16 protein-coding genes are annotated in these 16,925 nt (G+C 71.3%); 4 read left to right on the top strand and 12 right to left on the bottom strand.

What is annotated here, in order from left to right; all coding sequences use genetic code 11:
• Positions 1-41: 41 nt before the first annotated feature.
• From fbaA to M8H82_RS27420, 7 genes are all read right to left on the bottom strand, one after another.
• Entirely contained in the window at positions 42-1,064 is a 1,023-nt protein-coding gene (fbaA, locus tag M8H82_RS27390) for a class II fructose-bisphosphate aldolase (RefSeq protein WP_250077729.1), read from the bottom strand.
• Positions 1,065-1,191: 127 nt separating this feature from the next.
• Complete coding sequence (gene pyrE / locus M8H82_RS27395) at positions 1,192-1,740, bottom strand: orotate phosphoribosyltransferase (RefSeq protein WP_250077730.1); 549 nt, start codon at positions 1,738-1,740, stop codon at positions 1,192-1,194.
• A 10-nt stretch (positions 1,741-1,750) separates the two neighbouring features.
• The gene (locus M8H82_RS27400) at positions 1,751-2,539 is read right to left on the bottom strand and encodes an aldose 1-epimerase (protein ID WP_250077731.1); all 789 of its coding nucleotides are present in this window, start codon (positions 2,537-2,539) and stop codon (positions 1,751-1,753) included.
• Between the two features lie 284 nt (positions 2,540-2,823).
• On the bottom strand, positions 2,824-3,693 hold the full coding sequence (locus tag M8H82_RS27405) for an SRPBCC domain-containing protein (protein ID WP_250077732.1): 870 nt from the start codon (positions 3,691-3,693) through the stop codon (positions 2,824-2,826).
• A 51-nt stretch (positions 3,694-3,744) separates the two neighbouring features.
• Entirely contained in the window at positions 3,745-5,385 is a 1,641-nt protein-coding gene (locus M8H82_RS27410) for a polyamine aminopropyltransferase (RefSeq protein ID WP_250077733.1), read from the bottom strand.
• 61 nt (positions 5,386-5,446) lie between these two features.
• Complete coding sequence (locus tag M8H82_RS27415) at positions 5,447-5,983, bottom strand: DUF2617 family protein (RefSeq protein WP_250077734.1); 537 nt, start codon at positions 5,981-5,983, stop codon at positions 5,447-5,449.
• Between the two features lie 362 nt (positions 5,984-6,345).
• Entirely contained in the window at positions 6,346-6,588 is a 243-nt protein-coding gene (locus M8H82_RS27420; RefSeq protein ID WP_250077735.1) for a hypothetical protein, read from the bottom strand.
• A 135-nt stretch (positions 6,589-6,723) separates the two neighbouring features.
• Between M8H82_RS27420 and M8H82_RS27425 the strand changes: the two genes are divergently transcribed.
• Positions 6,724-7,914 (top strand): pyridoxal phosphate-dependent aminotransferase, encoded by a 1,191-nt coding sequence (locus tag M8H82_RS27425; RefSeq protein ID WP_250077736.1) that lies wholly within the window; start codon positions 6,724-6,726, stop codon positions 7,912-7,914.
• A gap of 84 nt (positions 7,915-7,998) precedes the next feature.
• On the opposite strand, the gene M8H82_RS27430 is transcribed toward M8H82_RS27425, so the two are convergent.
• Both M8H82_RS27430 and clpB read right to left on the bottom strand, forming a co-directional pair.
• Positions 7,999-8,529 (bottom strand): YbjN domain-containing protein, encoded by a 531-nt coding sequence (locus M8H82_RS27430; RefSeq protein WP_250077737.1) that lies wholly within the window; start codon positions 8,527-8,529, stop codon positions 7,999-8,001.
• 102 nt (positions 8,530-8,631) lie between these two features.
• On the bottom strand, positions 8,632-11,229 hold the full coding sequence (gene clpB / locus M8H82_RS27435) for an ATP-dependent chaperone ClpB (RefSeq protein ID WP_250077738.1): 2,598 nt from the start codon (positions 11,227-11,229) through the stop codon (positions 8,632-8,634).
• Between the two features lie 130 nt (positions 11,230-11,359).
• Here clpB and M8H82_RS27440 point away from each other — a divergent pair, with 130 nt between their 5' ends.
• A complete protein-coding gene (locus M8H82_RS27440) occupies positions 11,360-11,770 on the top strand; it encodes a pyridoxamine 5'-phosphate oxidase family protein (RefSeq protein ID WP_250077739.1) in 411 nt (136 codons plus the stop codon).
• 152 nt (positions 11,771-11,922) lie between these two features.
• Here the strand turns inward: M8H82_RS27440 and M8H82_RS27445 are convergent, their stop codons facing one another.
• Positions 11,923-12,261: a hypothetical protein gene (locus M8H82_RS27445; RefSeq protein ID WP_250077740.1), complete on the bottom strand. Its 339-nt coding sequence runs from the start codon at positions 12,259-12,261 to the stop codon at positions 11,923-11,925.
• 279 nt (positions 12,262-12,540) lie between these two features.
• On the opposite strand from M8H82_RS27445, the gene M8H82_RS27450 reads away from it, so the two are divergent.
• Positions 12,541-13,551, top strand: coding sequence for a helix-turn-helix transcriptional regulator (locus M8H82_RS27450; protein ID WP_250077741.1), 1,011 nt, complete (start codon positions 12,541-12,543; stop codon positions 13,549-13,551).
• On the top strand, positions 13,548-14,546 hold the full coding sequence (locus tag M8H82_RS27455) for a helix-turn-helix transcriptional regulator (RefSeq protein ID WP_250077742.1): 999 nt from the start codon (positions 13,548-13,550) through the stop codon (positions 14,544-14,546). Before M8H82_RS27450 ends, M8H82_RS27455 begins: the two co-directional genes overlap by 4 nt.
• On the opposite strand, the gene M8H82_RS27460 is transcribed toward M8H82_RS27455, so the two are convergent.
• Together M8H82_RS27460 and M8H82_RS27465 are read right to left on the bottom strand one after the other, a co-directional pair.
• Entirely contained in the window at positions 14,500-15,546 is a 1,047-nt protein-coding gene (locus tag M8H82_RS27460) for a LuxR C-terminal-related transcriptional regulator (RefSeq protein ID WP_250077743.1), read from the bottom strand. The genes M8H82_RS27455 and M8H82_RS27460 overlap by 47 nt on opposite strands.
• Before the next feature lie 95 nt (positions 15,547-15,641).
• Positions 15,642-16,748 carry a substrate-binding domain-containing protein gene (locus tag M8H82_RS27465; protein WP_250077744.1) on the bottom strand — a complete coding sequence of 369 codons (1,107 nt, stop codon included), beginning with the start codon at positions 16,746-16,748 and terminating at the stop codon, positions 15,642-15,644.
• Between the last annotated feature and the right edge of the window lie 177 nt (positions 16,749-16,925).

The raw sequence follows: 16,925 nt of genomic DNA on the forward strand, positions 1-16,925 counted from the left end.
GCGCCGTAGACAGGCGCCGGGCTCTGCAGTGCACCAGGGAACTACTTGATCTTGGTACCCGTGGAGCGCAGGTTCGAGCAGGCCTCGAGGACGCGCGCGGCCATGCCGGCCTCGGCCAGCTTGCCCCAGGTGCGCGGGTCGTAGGTCTTCTTGTTGCCGACCTCGCCGTCGACCTTCAGGACGCCGTCGTAGTTCTGGAACATGTGGGCGGCGACCGGACGCGTGAAGGCGTACTGGGTGTCGGTGTCGAGGTTCATCTTCACGACGCCGTTCTCCAGCGCGGTGGCGATCTCCTCCGCGGTGGAGCCGGAACCGCCGTGGAAGACGAAGTCGAACGGGCTCGACTTGCCGTACTTCTCGCCGACGCCCTGCTGGAGGTCCTTCAGCAGCTCGGGACGGAGGACCACGTTGCCCGGCTTGTAGACGCCGTGCACGTTGCCGAAGGAGGCAGCGAGCAGGTAGCGGCCCTTCTCGCCCAGGCCGAGGGCCTCGGCGGTGCGCAGGGCGTCGTCGACGGTGGTGTACAGCTCGTCGTTGATCTCGTGGGTGACGCCGTCCTCCTCGCCGCCGGTCGGGGTGATCTCGACCTCGAGGATGATCTTCGCGGCGGCGGCGCGGGGCAGCAGTTCCTGGGCGATGGCCAGGTTGTCGGCCAGGGTCTCGGCCGAGCCGTCCCACATGTGCGACTGGAACAGCGGGTTGCGGCCGGCCTTCACGCGCTCCTCGGAGACCGCGAGCAGCGGGCGTACGTAGCCGTCCAGCTTGTCCTTCGGGCAGTGGTCGGTGTGCAGCGCGATGTTGACGTCGTACTTGGCGGCGACGATGTGCGCGAACTCGGCCAGGGCGACGGCGCCGGTGACCATGTCCTTGCTGTGCTGGCCGCCGAGGAACTCCGCGCCACCGGTGGAGATCTGGACGATGCCGTCGCTCTCGGCCTCCGCGAAGCCGCGCAGCGCAGCGTGCAGGGTCTGGGAGGAGGTCACATTGATGGCCGGGTAGGCGAACTTGCCTGCCTTCGCCCGGTCGAGCATCTCGTTGTAGACCTCGGGGGTTGCGATGGGCATGTGTCCGCTCCTTGTGATGTGCGGGTTGCGTTCTGCGTACTTACGGCCCTGACCTAGACCTGGGGAGGCGACATCGTCGTCGTCGCGCCCATCCTTCCAGACGAACCGTGATGCTCCGAGAGCCGTCTCAGTCCAGACCCAGCTCGTCCTTGGAGTACGCGAAAAGGTACGGCACCCCGGCGCCCTCCTCGATCTTCTCGGCGGCCCCGGTCGCCCGGTCGACGATCGTGGCGACGGCGACGACCTCGGCACCGGCCTCGCGCACGGCCTCCACGGCGGTCAGCGGGGAACCGCCGGTGGTGGAGGTGTCCTCGACGACGAGCACGCGGCGGCCCGCGATGTCCGGACCCTCCACCCGGCGCTGGAGCCCGTGCGCCTTGGCGGCCTTGCGGACGACGAAGGCGTCCACCTTCCGCCCCCGGGCCGCGGCCGCGTGCAGCATCGCCGCGGCGACCGGGTCGGCGCCCATGGTCAGGCCGCCGACCGCGTCGAACTCCAGCCCCTCGGTGAGGTCCAGGAGCACCTGGCCGACCAGCGGGGCGGCCTCGCCGTCGAGGGTGATGCGGCGCAGGTCGACGTAGTAGTCGGCCTCCAGACCCGAGGAGAGGGTCACCTTGCCGTGCACCACGGCCTTGTCCTTGATCTGTTGCAGCAGTGCGCCACGTGCGTCCGTCATGCCGAACAGCTTAGAGGCGGGTCCAGCTCCAGGTGGTCGTGGCCTCCAGCGGCTCCAGCGGGGTGACCAGGCGGGGGTGCGTGTTCAGCCCGTTCGGCGGACCGGTCTGGGGTTCCACGCAGACGGCGGCCTCCTGCTCGTCGTAGACGACGACCCACTGCTCGCGGCTGGTCACCTGCAGCGCGAGCCGGCCGGGCCAGGTGAGGGTGACGTCCACGCCGTCCGGCATGCCGAAGCAGTCGTCCCACGGGCCCGGCGCGGGGTCGATGCGCCGGCCGGTGGGCAGGTGGTCGTCGCCGCGCTCCTCCTGCCAGGCGGGGGCGAAGTCGAGGGTGGCGTCCGCGCCGTCGAGGGTGCGGTTGAACCACGGGTGCCAGCCGATCTGGGCCGGGAAGGAGTCCTCGTACGTCTCCACCGACATGGTCAGCGTCAACGAGTCCCCGGCCAGGCTCACCACCTGGGTGACCCGCCCGCTGTGCGGCCACGGGTCCACCAGGTCGTACGTCATCACCGCCTCGTCCGCCGTCCGGCGGGCGAGGCGCCAGGCGCCGTCGCGTGCCGTGCCGTGGATGGCGTGGGGCGGGGAGTTCAGGGGCAGCTGGACGACGGTGGCGCCGTCCAGGAAGCGGCCGTCCCTGGTGCGGCCGCACCACGGGACCATCGGGAAGCACCCGAACCGGTCGCCCTGGCGCAGGAGTTCGGCTCCACCGACGCGGAGCCCTCCGATCCGGCCGCCCTTGCCCGGCTGTACGGTCACCTCCGCGTCACCCGCGGTCAGCGTGATGTCTTCGTCACTCACGGGACGACCCTACTGGGGTGTTCAAGGGGGCCTTCGCGCCACCTCGGTCCTGCTGGGGTCTTCTGCGGAGCGTGGAGGCGGGGGACGGGGATCGTTGGGTGGTCGCGGGGCGGTGGCGTGGCGCCGCCCAACGAAGCGGGAAGGCGGGAGGAGGAGCACCGGGGGCGGGACGAGGGCGTGGCGGCGGGGGTGGTGCCCACGGCCGGCGCGCCGTGGGAGCGGCCCAGCGGAGCGTGGAGGCCGAGGGCCGAGGGCTGGGGCGGGGCCTTGCGGCGCCCCCAGCTCTACCGGCGTCTTCGCAGGGCGCGGCTCACCACGATCGCGGAGGCCACGGCCAGCGCGGCCGCGGGGGCCGCCCAGCGGAGCGCGGAGGCCGGTGCGGAGGACTGGGGGGCGGGGACGGGGGCGTAGCGGCCGCGGGGCGGGGCGTGGTCGACCTCCTCCGCGCTGCGGCCGATCATGGTGCGGCGCGCGTGCGCGGCTTCGGGGGCGGCCTGCGACGTCTCCTCGGCCTCCGCCGCCGGTGGCGGGCCCGGCGGGGTCTCCGGGACGTCAGCGGCTGCAGGCTCCGGGGTCTCAGGGGCGGCGGGCTCCGCGGCCTCCGGTTCCGTGGCCTCGGGTTCGGGGGCGGCGGGCTCCGTGGTCTCCGGCTGCGCGGTCTCCGGCTGCGCGGGTTCGGGGTTCTCGGGGGCCTGGGGTGCGGGGCGGGTGGGCTGGTGCTCCGGCTGGGATTGCGTCGTCGCCAGGTTCTCCGCGAAGCGGTGGAGCAGTCTGGTCATCGCCGAGTCGACCTGGTCCGGCGGGAGTTGGGTGATGCGGCCGTCCGCCTTCGCCGTGGCGTCGAAGGTCAGGGTCGAGCCGTCCTCCGCCTCGCTCACCCGCAGCGTCAGGGACAGCTTCACCGAGCCCGTCCCGCGCGCCTCGGTCGCCTCGCCCTCGACCGCGTACCCGCCGTCCTCCCGCGGTGCCATCCGCAGGGCGCCCCGGTAGGTGATCGTGTGGCCGCCCACCCGGACCTTCAGGCGTCCGCTCATCGGGGTCCCCGCGCCCGCGTCCTGCTGGAGCCCGGGAAGTGCCCGGGCGACCCGCGCGGGGTCGGACAGCGCCTCCCGCAGACGAGCCGTGGCTACCGGAACGAACACGTCAAGCTCCATGTCAGCGGAGCCTACCCAGGACGGGCGCCGTCGCACCCCTCGTCGGCGCAATCAGTAGCGCGGATGCACCAGCGTGGACGTCGGCAGCCCCCGTACCCGCGAGACCTGCGCCGCCTTCGCGTCCTCCCGCAGGCGGGCCTCCGTCAGGGTGCGCAGGCGCGGCCCCCCGGAGGACAGGCCCAGGACCGGCGCGGAACCCCTCGCCGCCAGGACGAACCCCCAGTCGGACGGTGCGTCCGCCCGCCCGGAGGAGCGGTCCGGGCCCGCCGGGAAGCCGTGGTCCCGCCCCGCCACGCAGTACGGCGCCGTCCGCAGCCCCGCCGCCCGCAGCGTCGCCTCGACCGTCCAGAACACCTCGGGCCGGGACACCACCGGCCCCGCGTGCACCACCAGGCGTCCGTCGTCGGCGAGCACCCGTCGGACCAGGCCGTAGAACTCCTGCGAGTACAGCTTGGTGCTCGCCGTGATGCCCGGGTCGGGGAGGTCGGAGACGACGACGTCGTACCGGAGCGAGGGCGGCCTGCGCAGATGGCGGAACGCGTCCGCCGTGGTGACCCGGACCCGGGGATCGGCGTGGACATGGCTGTTGAGGCGGCTCAGGGCCGGGTCCTCGCGGGCCAGCCGGACCACCTCCGCGTCCAGCTCGACGATGTCCACCCGGCGCACCCCCGGATGCCGCAGCACCTCCCGCGCCGCGAGCCCGTCACCACCGCCCAGGATCAGCACCCGTTCGTGCGGACCGTTCATCGCCGGGTGGACCAGGGCCTCGTGGTAGCGGTGCTCGTCCCGGCCGCTGACCCGGAGCCGGCCGTCGAGGTAGAGGTCGACCGGGTCGCCGTCGGTGCCGCCGGTGAGGACCACCTCCTGGACGTCCGTCTGGACCGCCACGCGGACGTCGGCGCCGTACACCGCGTGCCGTGCGGCCCGTTCGAAGTCGTCGACGTGGGCGGCCGCCGCGGCCAGGATGCCGAGGGCCGCGAGATTGCCGGCGAGCAGCAGCAGCCGGGCCCGCCGGGTCAGGTCGCCGCGGAACAGGCCGAGCACCAGGGCGCCGCCGGCCAGCGCGTTGACCGCGCCGATGATCAGGGCGCCGGTCAACTGGCCCAGCAGAGGCAGCAGGAGGAACGGGAAGGCGAGACCGCCGACGAGCGCGCCGACGTAGTCCGCGGCGAACAGGTCGGCCACCGCCCCGCCCGCGTCCTGGCGCCGAATGCGCTGGATCAGCTCCATCAGCAACGGCACTTCGGCGCCGATCAGCAGGCCGATGGCGAGCGAGAAGGCGACCAGCAGCACCCGGGGTCCCTCGCCCCAGAGGCCGCCCCAGTCGCCGGTCCAGGCGAACACGCCGTACAGCACCGGCGCGCTGCACCCGCCGACCAGGGCGAGGACCGTCTCGATCGCGCCGAAGCCGGCGGCGGCGTGCCAGCGCAGGCGTTTGGCGACGAGCGAGCCGAGACCCATCGCGAAGACCATGAGGGACAGCACCACGGAGGCCTGGGTGACCGAGTCGCCGATCAAGTAGGAGGCGAGCGCGACCAGTTCGAGTTCGTACACCAGTCCGCAGGCGGCGCAGACGAAGACGCACGCGAGGACCAGGAAGCGGCCCGTCGACGGCCGCACGGGCAGCCGCGCCGGGCCGCCCCAGGGTGCCGGGGCGGCGGCGGGCGGGGCGGGCGCGTGCGGTTCGATCACGCTGCGACGTTACGTCACGGGCACGCCACGCTTCGTCACCCACACGTGTGGAACTGCGGCCTCAAACCCCCGATGTGCTCAGGGCGCTCGCCGGAACGCGGACCCCGACCCGGCTGCGGGTCGCCACCAACTGGCCGTCCTGCGGGTAGGCGTGCCAGGTCCGCCAGTGCACCTGGCCCTCACGCCAGTGCGCCAGCATCGCGGTGAACGCGTAGGGGCTGCCGGGGAAGACGCCGACCAGTCCGTGCGGATGGTCGGCGACCAGGGTCAGCAACTCCTGCGCGCGGCCCGCGAACTGACCCGGCGCCAGCACCTCGACGCGGGCGGCGAACTCGTACTCCCAGTCGTCGGCGCGCTGGGCGACGCCGAGCGGGAGGGGCGTGCTGCTGCCCGGGATGCAGGCCACCGTCTCCGAGGAACTGCCCCGCTCCTCCTCCAGGAGCACCTGGTGGGACGCGCCGAGCAGTCGCAACTGGAGCTTCGCCCCGTGCAGTTCGAGGTCGAGGGTGGCCAGTGCGGGGAGCGGCTCACGCCCCAGGGCCCAGGCGAGGTCGGCCGCGCGCGTGTCGGTGTAGGAGGTGTTCAGGGTCGTGAGCATGGATCGGCTCCGCTAGCACGCAAAGAAATGGGGGGAGGTGGGGTCCGGCGCATCCCGGTCGGCACCGGGAGAACGGCCCGTCAGCCCGGTCGGCGCGTCAGGGGGGTGGCCGCGGGGCGTACGAGGGCTGCGTCGGGTTTAGAGGGAATCATGAACGGCGGCGCCACCACAGCCCTTTTACCCAACTTCGTAGGGTTTCCATCCCTCAGGGGGCTGCACAGCGCAACTGTTCAATCCCCGCGTGCGCCGTGTCGGCTGGGTCGTACGCCGGAGCGCGGACACAGCGGCGGGGCCCGCCCTCCTGGGCGGGCCCCGCCGTCATCCGGATGCGGTTCCCCCTGGCGGAGCTCAGCTGCCCCGTGTCAGCTGCCTCCCCCGCATCCGCCGCCGCCCCCGCCGCAGGAGGACGACCCGCCGCCGCACGACGCGCTTCCGCTGTCCCCTCCAGCGGCCCACCAGCCGCTGCTGCCGCTGTCGCTGCTGTCGTGCCGGCCGGACGAGCGCCGGCTGCGGGGTGCCGGTTCCCGGCGACCGGCAGCCAGGATCGCCAGCGTGATCAGACCCGCGAACAGAACCACCAGGATGATGCCGATAGCCATGGGCATGACGTCACCCTCCTTCCGTGTGCAGCTCCCCCGAAGCGGCCCCCCGTGGGCGCCTCACCAGCTGCGTGACCGGGAGATGCCCTTCCCGCTCACGGCCCAAAGCAGAGTTGAGGAACTCCAGAGCTTGGGCGCAGGATGGCCGCCATGACCTCAAGCGCGCGTCCCTTCCTCAACCGCAGCCTCGCCGCGTTCGGAACGACGATCTTCGCCGAGATGTCGGCGCTCGCCCTGACCACCGGAGCGATCAATCTGGGCCAGGGCTTCCCCGACACGGACGGACCCGAGGAGATCCGGGAGGCGGCGGTGCGCGCGCTGCGCGACGGGCGCGGCAACCAGTACCCGCCGGGCCCCGGCGTGCCCGAGCTGCGCGCGGCGGTCGCCGCGCACCAGGAGCGCCGGTACGGCCTGTCCTTCGACCCGGACACCGAGGTCCTGGTGACGGCGGGGGCGACGGAGGCGATCGCCGCGTCCCTGCTGGCGCTGCTGGAGCCGGGCGACGAGGTGGTGGCGCTGGAGCCGTACTACGACTCCTACGCGGCCTGCATCGCGATGGCCGGCGCCCGCCGGGTCCCGGTCACCCTGCGCCCGGACCAGGGGCGCTTCCGCCTCGACCTCGACGAGCTGCGCGCCGCCGTCACCGACCGCACCCGGCTGCTGCTGATCAACACCCCGCACAACCCGACCGGCACGGTCCTCACCCGCGAGGAGCTGGCCGCGGTGGCGGAGTTCGCCGTGGCGCGGGACCTGCTGGTGGTGACGGACGAGGTGTACGAGCACCTGGTCTTCGACGGCGCCGAGCACCTGCCGCTGGCCGGTTTCCCCGGGATGCGCGAGCGGACGGTCACCATCGGGTCCGCGGGCAAGACGTACTCGTTCACCGGCTGGAAGGTCGGCTGGGTGACGGCGGCTCCCGGCCTGGTGGCGGCCGTGCGCTCGGCGAAGCAGTACCTGACGTACGTGGCCTCCGGGCCCTTCCAGCACGCCGTCGCCGAGGCGCTCGCGCTGCCCGACTCCTACCTGGCCGGTTTCCGCGCGGACATGCAGGCCAAGCGGGACCTGCTGGCGGCGGGACTGCGGGACGCCGGCTTCGGGGTGTTCATCCCGTCGGGCACCTACTTCGTCACCACCGACATCCGCCCCCTCGGCGAGTCCGACGGCTTCGCCTTCTGCCGCGCCCTGCCCGAGCGCGCCGGGGTCGTCGCCATCCCCAACGCCGTCTTCTACGACCACCGGGACGAGGGCGCGCCGTTCGTCCGGTTCGCGTTCTGCAAGCGGACCGAGGTGCTGCAGGAGGCCGTGCAGCGCCTGAAGAACCTGAACGGCTGACCGGCGCATACGGCAAGAGCCCGCCCCGGGCACGCGACCGTGACGGTCGGTGCCCCGGGCGGGCTCCCATGGGTCTCGGGCCGGTTACTCCTCGTCGGCCTCGGGCTTCTCGGTGCCGTTGATCTCCTGCTCCAGGCCGAGCTGCTCCACGAGCCACTTGTCGAACTCGATGGCGGCGCGCACCCAGCTGACCGTGGAGGAGACGAAGTGCTCCAGGCTGACGCCGGTGCCGATCAGCATCTGCGCCTCGCCGATCAGGCGGACGGTGCCGTCGTCGTGGGTGTGCGTGTACAGCTTGGGCCACAGAGTGCGCCGGTTCCAGTCGTCGATGGACTCCAGCAGCTGCAGCTTCTCGTCGATCTGGTGGGGGCGGTCGTAGAACGTCCGCACCGAGAAGACCTGCTGGTCACCCTCGCCACGGAACATGAAATACGTACGGAACTGCTCCCACGGCGCCGCGAGGTCACCCTCGTCGTCGACGACGTACTTGAGCTCCATCTGGTCGAGGAGCTGCTTCACGAGGTCCTGATCCGGGACGACGGGGCCCGCCGGTCCTTGGGGCTGCGGCTCGGGCTGGCCCCCGAAGTTCGGAATCGAGGACGGGTCGATGCTCACCGTGTATTTCCCTTCGTACGGATCCCGCCATCCTCTCCCATGCGGGGAGGGGGGTGGCAAGCCCCGCCCCGCATGGTTCACCTGCGGTTGGCGGATTTCCGCTCAGAGCGTTTTTCCGGTCGCCGGTCCTACGATCAGACCGTCGCCGAACGTGTCCACGCGGACCGTGTCGCCGTCCTTGATCTCGCCGGAGAGGATCTCCTTGGCGAGGCGGTCGCCGATGGCCGTCTGGATCAGGCGGCGCAGCGGCCGGGCACCGTAGGCCGGGTCGTTGCCCTCGTCGGCGAGCCAGGTCAGGGCCTCGTCGGTGATGTCCAGGGTGAGGCGCCGCTCGGCGAGCCGCTGGGCCAGCCGGTCGATCTGGAGACGGGCGATCCGGCTCAGCTCGTCCTTGCCGAGCGCCGAGAAGACGACCAGGTCGTCCAGGCGGTTGAGGAACTCCGGCTTGAAGGAGGTCCGGACCACCTCCAGGACCTGTTCCTTCTTCTCCTGCTCGGTGCTGATCGGGTCGACCAGGAACTGGCTGCCGAGGTTCGAGGTCAGCACCAGGATGGTGTTGCGGAAGTCGACCGTACGGCCCTGCCCGTCGGTGAGCCGTCCGTCGTCCAGCACCTGGAGCAGGATGTCGAAGACCTCCGGGTGCGCCTTCTCCACCTCGTCCAGCAGCACCACGGAGTACGGCCGCCTGCGCACCGCCTCGGTCAGCTGGCCGCCCTCCTCGTAGCCGACGTAGCCGGGAGGCGCGCCCACCAGCCGGGACACGGTGTGCTTCTCGCCGTACTCCGACATGTCGATGCGGACCATGGCCCGCTCGTCGTCGAAGAGGAAGTCGGCCAGCGCCTTGGCCAGCTCGGTCTTGCCGACGCCGGTGGGGCCGAGGAAGAGGAAGGAGCCGGTGGGCCGGTCGGGGTCGGCGATGCCCGCGCGGGTGCGCCGCACCGCGTCGGACACGGCCCGGACCGCCTCGGTCTGGCCGATCAGCCGGCGGCCCAGCTCCTCCTCCATGCGCAGCAGCTTCTGCGTCTCGCCCTCCAGCAGGCGCCCGGCCGGGATGCCGGTCCAGGCGGCCACGGTGTCGGCGATGTCGTCCGCCCCGACCTCCTCCTTGACCATGGTGTCCTTCGCGGCCTCCTCCTCGGCCTCGGAGGCTTCCTCCAGGTCCCGCTCCAGGGTCGGGATCTCGCCGTAGAGCAGCTTGGAGGCGGTGTCGAAGTCGCCGTCGCGCTGGGCCCGCTCGGCCTGGCCGCGCAGTTCGTCGAGCTTCTCCTTCAGCTCGCCGACCCGGTTGAGGGACTGCTTCTCCTTCTCCCAGCGGGCGGTCAGGCCGCGCAGCTCCTCCTCCTTGTCGGCGAGGTCGCGGCGCAGCCGCTCCAGGCGCTCCCGGGAGGCCGGGTCGGTCTCCTTGCTCAGCGCCAGCTCCTCCATCTTCAGCCGGTCGACGGCGCGCTGGAGCTCGTCGATCTCGAGGGGGGACGAGTCGATCTCCATGCGGAGGCGGGAGGCCGCCTCGTCGACGAGGTCGATGGCCTTGTCCGGGAGGAAGCGGGAGGTGATGTACCGGTCGGAGAGGGTGGCGGCGGCGACCAGCGCGCTGTCGGCGATCTGCACCTTGTGGTGGGCCTCGTAGCGGCCCTTGAGGCCGCGCAGGATGGCGATCGTGTCCTCGACCGTCGGCTCGGCGACCAGCACCTGCTGGAAGCGGCGCTCCAGCGCGGGGTCCTTCTCGATCCGCTCGCGGTACTCGTCGAGGGTGGTGGCGCCGACCATGCGCAGCTCACCGCGGGCGAGCATGGGCTTGAGCATGTTCCCGGCGTCCATGGCGGAGTCGCCGCCGGCGCCGGCGCCCACGACGGTGTGCAGCTCGTCGATGAACGTGATGATCTGCCCGTCGGAGTCCTTGATCTCCGCGAGCACGGTCTTCAGCCGCTCCTCGAACTCGCCCCGGTACTTGGCCCCGGCGACCATCGCGCCCAGGTCGAGCGCGACCAGCCGCTTGTTCTTCAGCGACTCGGGCACGTCCCCCTTGACGATCCGCTGGGCGAGGCCCTCCACGACGGCGGTCTTGCCGACGCCGGGCTCGCCGATGAGGACGGGGTTGTTCTTGGTACGGCGGGACAGCACCTGGACGACCCGGCGGATCTCCTGGTCCCGGCCGATGACGGGGTCGAGCTTGCCCTCCCGTGCGGCGGCCGTGAAGTCGGTGCCGAACTTCTCCAGGGCCTTGTACTGGCCCTCCGGATCGGCTGTGGTCACCCGGCGTCCTCCCCTTGCCTTCTTGAACGCCTCGAGCAGCTTCTTGGCGGTGGCGCCCTGCTGGGAGAGTACGTCGGCCGCCGGGCCGCCCTTCGCCGCGATGCCGATGAGCAGGTGCTCGGTGGAGAGGTACTCGTCCCCGAGCTCCTGGGCCTTCGCCTGCGCCTCGGCGATCGCCGCGAGCAGTTCCCGGTTGGGCTGCGGGGGCGCCACGGTGGACCCGGTGACGCTGGGCAGGCCGGCGAGCACCTTCTCGGTCCCGGCGCGCACGGCCGCCTGGTCGGCCTCCACGGCAGTCAGCAGGTCGGTGATGTTCTCGTTGTCCTGCCCCTGCAGCAGAGCCAGGAGCAGATGGGCGGGTGTGAGGTCGGGGTGGCCCTCCGTCACGGCCCGGTTGCCGGCCGCGTTGATGGCGTCCCGGCTCCTGTTGGTCAGCTCTGCGTCCACGGTCGACTTCTCCTCCTGTCGAGAGCCCTATCCACGCTGACTCAGCCAACGTACACAAAGTTGAGTCTATTCCACTCAAGGTACGGATCGAGTAGGTGCCGGGAGGTTCCGGCGGCTAAGTTCCGGCGGCATGAGCTATTCCGTGGACCCGGGTGCCCCCGACGAGCCGTATCTGAGCTTCTGGCGGGAGCGGCACCTGTGCACGCTGACGACCCCGCGCCCGGACGGCAGCCCCCATGTGGTGCCGGTCGGGGTGACCTACGACCCGGAGGCGGGGCTGGCCCGGGTGATCGCGAACAAGAAGAGCACCAAGGTGGCCAATGTGCTGGCCGCCGGACCGGCCGGGGCGCGGGTCGCGGTGTGCCAGGTGGCCGGGCGGCGGTGGGCGACGCTGGAGGGGCGGGCGCGGGTACGCACCGAGCCGGAGCGGATCGCGGAGGCCGAGCGGCGGTACGCCGAGCGCTACGAGCGGACCCCGGCGCCGAATCCGGCGCGGGTGGTGATCGAGATCGAACTGGAGCGGGCCATGGGGCGCGGCTGACCGGGTGCGACTGACGGTTTTCAGCCAGCGCGGGATCTGGGGGATAACCTGACATGTCCCGTAAAACTGCAGCGGCGTCACCGTGTTCAGGTCACGGTGACGCCGCTGCGGGGGGAAGTACCTGAGCGATCTGTTACGACGGGGGAATCGCGTCAGGCACTGCGGGGGGTGGCTGAGATGGTCCGGTCCATCGGGACCTCCGGGTCCACCAGTTGCTCGTGGTCCCGCTGGTCCAGGTTCACAAAGATCATTCCGTAGCGGATGGCACAGCGCACCGGCTGCGGCGCCCCCCGGGGCCGTCGCAGACACCGGTAGGCACGCAGGTCCTCGTCCTCGTCCCGGGTGACGACGACCGGTTCTCCGAAGACAGTCACCATGAGCGAGTCACCAGGGTGGGGGATGGCGGTGACCAGATCGATGAAGTGCCAGCCGGAGCGGTAGGCGGTGGCCATTTCGCGACGGAAGGAGCGGTCGTCGGGTGGGGTCGTCACGTCAGCTCCACGCGCTGTCATCCGTGTGGACAGGAGTATCGCCCCCAGCCGCGGTAGCGGCCGGACTCGACCAGGCACTGTCGCCGTTCACACCCGAGAGGCCACTCAGCGATCCGAAGGCCACAACGGCGGAGAAGGCGGCGACAAGCACCGAGCGAAGCATTCTCTTACGCATAGTCGGCTTCGTCCTCACTTGAAGGTCCCCTCTTCCCCCGTCGGATAAGACGATGGCTCATTCGGGCACGTCATGGCCACACGATCGGTGCATCATGTTCCTGCATGTTCAGGACCCTGGGGGGTGGAGATTTAGCAATGAATCGGACTAAAGCGACGCATCCCCACGCTGTGACGGAGCTGTGCGAGGAAGGCGGTCGTCTTTACGCGAACGCATTGCGCATGGGACGTATCGCCCGCTCGGACGCGGAGTCCGCCCCGTGCCTGATGGAGTTCGCCCTGCTCCACCCCGATCCCGACGACGCGAGCTGGCTGCGCCCGGTTCCGCCCGCGGTCGCCCTGGCACAGCGGCTGAATCCCATAGAACGGGAGATCACCGAGCACCGCAGGCTCTCGATCGAACTGGCCCACGCTTTCGAGCCGTTCATGGCCCTCAGCGCCCAGGGCGCGGCGTCCACGCACTCCATCACCGTATTGGAGGGCCTCGATCGCATCAACGCCGCGCTCGACCTCGCCATCGCCCAGTGCCAGAACGAGATGCTCACCGTCCAGCCCAGCCACCGGCACCCCGAGCGCCGGCTCGTCGAGGCGCTGGAGCGGGACAAGCTGCTGATCGAGCGCGGGGTGCGGATCCGCACCCTGTACCAGCACACCGCCCGCTACAGCCCGGAACGGCTCGCCTGGGTCGACCACTTCGCCGACGGCAAGGCGGAGTACCGCACCATCGACGAGCTGGTGGAGCGGCTGATCATCTGCGACGAGGCGGTCGCCTTCATCCCCATCCGGGACGACCGCCAGGTCGCCCTGGAACTGCGCCACCCCGGGCTCGTGGGCTACCTCATCAAGGTGTTCGAGTTCATGTGGAGCCGCGCGGTCCCGCTGAGCGCCGGCGCCCCCTACGAGACCGACCCGGACGGCATCACCGACATCCAGCACTCCATCGCCAAGCTGCTGGTGGAGGGCCATGTCGACGAGGCCATCGCCCGGCGCCTCGGCATGAACGTCCGCACCTGCCGGGCCCACATAGCCAAGCTCGCCAACGCCCTCGGCAGCGGCAGCCGGGCCCAGCTCGGCTACCTCATCGCACAGTCCGGAATCCTGGACCGCGAGCAGTGAGCGGCACCGGGCACCCCGAACACGGCGTGGACGAGCTGTGCGCGCCCGGCGCACGCCTGTACGAGTACGCCCTGCGGCACGGCCCGGTAGGCGCTCAGGAGGCCGCCCAGGCCCCTTGCCTGGTCGATGCGGGGCTGCTCCAGCCGACCGTGGGGGACATGGGCCTGCTGGAGCCGGTCGCCCCGGCCACCGCCCTGCACCGGCTGCTGCGCTCCTCCGCGGAACGCGTCGCCGAGGAACGCCGGCGCGAACTGGCCCTCGCGGAGACCTTCGAGGCGTGGATGCGGATCGACGGCCGGCGCGCGGCCGACGACCAGCAGCCGCTGATCGAGGTGATCGGCGGCAAGCGGCGCATCAACGACGTCCTCACCGAGGCCATGGCCGAGGCCGAGCGCGAAGTGCTCAGCATCCAGCCGCACACCAGTTACGGCTCCCGCACCAACCCCGCCACCCACCTCGCCGCGATGGCCCGCGACCAGGACCTGCTCGACCGCGGCGGCCGCATCCGCACCCTCTACCCGCACACCCTGCGCCACTCCCCCCAGGTCATGGCGCGTTACGAGGATCTGGTGGGCGATGTCGAGGCGCGCACCCTGGACGAGGTCACCGACCGGCTGATCTGCGTCGACCGCACGGTGGCCTTCATCCCCGCCAACGCCGACGCCACCCACGCCCTGGAGATCCGCCACCCGGCCCTGATCTCCTACTTCGCCACCACCTTCGACCGGCTGTGGCACCTGGCGACGCCGATGTACCCCGAGGCGGTCCAGCAGCCGACGCTCAACGGCATCACCCCGCGCCAGCGCGCCATCGCCCGGCTCCTGGTGGAGGGCCACACCGACACCGTCATCGCGGACCGGCTCGGCATGAACGTCCGTACCGCCCGAGTGCACATCGCCAAGCTCGCGGCGACGCTCGGCAGCGAGAGCCGGGCCCAGCTCGGCTACCTCATCGGACAGTCGGGGATTCTCGGCCGGGAACGTCAGGAAGGCTGACCGGTTCGTGGCCGCCCGGCCGGGGCGGCCCGTCCAGACCGGCCTGGGCGATGCGGACGCCGAGCTGGGTACGGCTGGCCGCGCCGAGCGTCTCCGACAGCCGCGCGATGTGGGCGCGGCAGGTGCGGACACTGATGCCGAGGCGCTCGGCGATCACCGCGTCCTGGTGGCCCTCGGCGAGCAGGGCGGCGATGGACCGCTCCCGGTAGGAGATGCCCTCGATGCCGGTCTCGGGCAGCGGCGCGGTGAGCGGGATCGCCAGGCGCCACAGCCGCTCGAAGACCGTCACCAGGTACTGCACGAGCGCGGGATGGCGCAGCTCCAGGGCGACCGTGCGGTCGGCGTTGGCGGGGATGAAGGCCACCGTGCGGTCGAAGAGGATCAGCCGGTCGATGACCTCCTCCAGGGTGCGCGCCTCGACCGTCTCGCCCATCAGCTCCAGGTAGTTGAGCAACCCCTGCCCGTGCCGGGCCACATGCGTGTACAGATCGCGCATCCGCACCCCGCGGGCGCGCAGGGCCGTCGCGCGGTGCATGCCCTCGGTCAGCTCGTGCTCGGGCCGGATGCCGCCCGGCTGCACGGTGAGCACCTCGGTGGTGCAGGCGTCGGTGGCCTCGTCCATCGCGGCCTGGATCCGGGAGAGCCCGTCCAGGACGCGGATCGCGCTGCCCTCCGCGGGGCCGTTCTGCGGCTGCGGGCCGAGCCCCGCGTACCACTCGAAGGCGGCGACCGCCGAGCCCATCCGCCGCTGGCTCGTGCTGACCTCGTCGTACACCCCGCGCAGCAGCCGGGTCATGACCTCCTGCGGAGAGGTCGGCACCAGCCAGGCCATGTCGTCGGGGTCCGGGTGCAGCAGCGCCAGTTCGAGCAGGCAGGGCACTTGCTCCGCGTCCTCGCGAGGCACACGGCCGCGCCGTACGGCCCGGGAATACACCCGATCCCCGGCCTCGCACAGTCGGTCAGCACCGTGTGGATGCCCGTCCGTCCCGTGCCCGGCCATCGTCCATCCCACCCCCGGTTCCAGCGTCTTCCGCAGCGCAAACTATGCGCGGACGGGACGTGGTCCGCAACACGCCCCGGCGGTCCCGGCGGTGGTTACTTGAGCCCGATCTCCTCGCACGCCGCCTCGTACTTGGCGGCGCAGATCTCGGAGAGCTTGTAGATGCCGTCCTCGACGACGGTGTCCTTGATGTTCGCCCGGGTCAGCGCGACCACGGGGACGAGCTGGGCGGGGATGTCCTGGGTGGTGGGGCTGTCGACGCGGTCCGCGGTGAGGGAGTCGAACTTGATGTCCTTGCCCTGGATCCTGGCCACGGCCATCTCGGCGGCGGCCTCGGCCTCCTCCGGGTAGGACTTGTACACGCTCATGTACTGCTCGCCGGTGACGATCCGCTGCACGGCGTCGAGTTCGGCGTCCTGGCCGGTGATCGGCGGCAGCTCGGTGACGCCCGCGGCCTCCAGGGCCTTGATGACACCGCCGGCCATGCCGTCGTTGGCGGAGTAGACGGCCGCGATGTTGCCCGCGCCGATCTCCTCGATCGCCTCGGCCATGTTGGCCTCGGCGTTCTCCGGCTTCCAGTCCTTGGTGTCGTAGGACTTGGCGATCGTCACCTGACCCTGCAGCTCGGAGAGCGCGCCCGCCTTGAACTGCTTGGCGTTCGGGTCGGTGGGCGAGCCGTTCACCATGACGATCTTCGTCGAGGTGTCGACGTCACCGCCGAGCTCGGCCATCAGGGAGCGGCCCTGCACCTCGCCGACGAGTTCGTTGTCGAAGGAGATGTACGCGTCGATCGGGCCCTCGGCCAGGCGGTCGTAGGCGATGACCGGGATGCCGGCGTCCTTGGCCTTCTGCACGTCGGCCGCGATGGCCCGGGAGTCCACCGCGTCCAGCAGGATGACGTCGACCTCGTCCTCGATCATCTTCTGCATCTGCCGGCTCTGCGTGGCCGCGCTGGCGTCGGCGTTGGCGTACGCGACCTGGCCCTTGTTGTCGGTGAGCTCGGCCACCTTGGCCCGGATGATGGGGTGGTCGAACTTGTCGTAGCGGGTGTTGGCCTTCTCCGGCAGGAGGAGGCCCACCGTGATGTCGTTCCCCTTGGTCGGGCTCGCGTCGGCGCTGTCACCCGACACTCCCAGGGCTCCGCAGGCGGAGAGCGAGAGGGCCATCGAGGACGCGGCCAGACATATGGCGGTACGACGCATTGGGGAGCTCACTTCTGGTGCCTTCCGGACGAGGGCGCAGCATTGCGACCCAGGTGACTGAAAAGCCAACGCGGCGGTGCCATGCCGCGTCAAGCGGAATCACTTAACGACTGCGCAACACCACGCTCCGCTTGGCTTGTGAAGGTATGGCGGAACCCTCTCCAAACAGCCGTTACG

The organism is Streptomyces sp. YS415 (assembly GCF_023544665.1).
In the GTDB taxonomy this organism is placed as follows: Bacteria; Actinomycetota; Actinomycetes; order Streptomycetales; family Streptomycetaceae; genus Streptomyces.